We start from the raw sequence: 255 nt of genomic DNA on the forward strand, positions 1-255 counted from the left end.
GTCGGGCCAATCATGAAGCCGTGCAAGAAGCATTAATTCCGACGTTTGAACGCTATGGATTGCCATTGCGTATCAACGCCGATAACGGCCCACCCTGGGGAGCCTCCAAGCAGCCCAGTCAATCCATCACAAAATTAACGATGTGGTTTATTCGACTGGGAATTCAGGTCAGTCATAGCCGGCCAGCCCATCCTCAAACTAATGGAAAAATAGAGCGTTTCCATCGAACATTGAAAAACGAGGTACTCACGGGAA

Annotated in this window: 1 protein-coding gene; it reads left to right on the forward strand. The window is 49.0% G+C overall.

The annotated features are described in order from the left end of the window. On the forward strand, positions 1–255 hold a 255-nt coding region (locus tag ACO0LC_RS29335), incomplete at both ends, for an integrase core domain-containing protein (protein WP_423009809.1).

The organism is Undibacterium sp. JH2W (genome assembly GCF_049340425.1).
In the GTDB taxonomy this organism is placed as follows: domain Bacteria; phylum Pseudomonadota; class Gammaproteobacteria; order Burkholderiales; family Burkholderiaceae_D; genus Undibacterium.